Source organism: Bacillus cereus group sp. BfR-BA-01522 (genome assembly GCF_022662635.1).
GTDB classification, from domain to species: Bacteria; Bacillota; Bacilli; order Bacillales; family Bacillaceae_G; genus Bacillus_A; species Bacillus_A cytotoxicus.
Map to the genome: position 1 here is coordinate 1 of NZ_JAKUDY010000047.1, position 391 is coordinate 391.

Sequence of the window (391 nt, forward strand, 5' to 3'; positions counted from 1 at the left end):
TTTTGAACTACCCCCACTTAACACTCTTACGAGCTGTTTGAAGTGGGAGATTCCTAAGAACACCAACCTAACGGTTAGTTATTGATTAGGCTATCCCCGTAGTCCCTACGGTTAGAAGTCTTATTGCTTCATTTTTTAGATTGATACTTGCATTCATATCTCGATCGTGATGTGTGCCACAAGAAGGACAATCCCATTCACGTAGGTTGAGATTCTTAACGTCTTTGTTTTGGTAACCGCAAACTTAACTAATCCAAGTTTAGGTAACTTGATTTTGTTACCCGCAATCGCAATATTTCCATTCGTATGCTTTGTCGTGTAGGATTGCACTTTATTCTTTTTAGACTTGAAACGCGGTGCTTTGTTTTGTTTCTTGAAGAATCGAGTATAC

2 pseudogenes are annotated in these 391 nt (G+C 38.9%); both read right to left on the reverse strand.

The annotated features are described in order from the left end of the window. Nucleotides 1-85 precede the first annotated feature (85 nt). Nucleotides 86-241, reverse strand: a pseudogene (locus tag MR059_RS22390) (zinc ribbon domain-containing protein); the annotation flags it as partial. Beyond that, nucleotides 211-391 (reverse strand): annotated as a pseudogene (locus tag MR059_RS22395) (IS200/IS605 family element RNA-guided endonuclease TnpB); the annotation flags it as partial. The pseudogenes MR059_RS22395 and MR059_RS22390, both read right to left, overlap by 31 nt.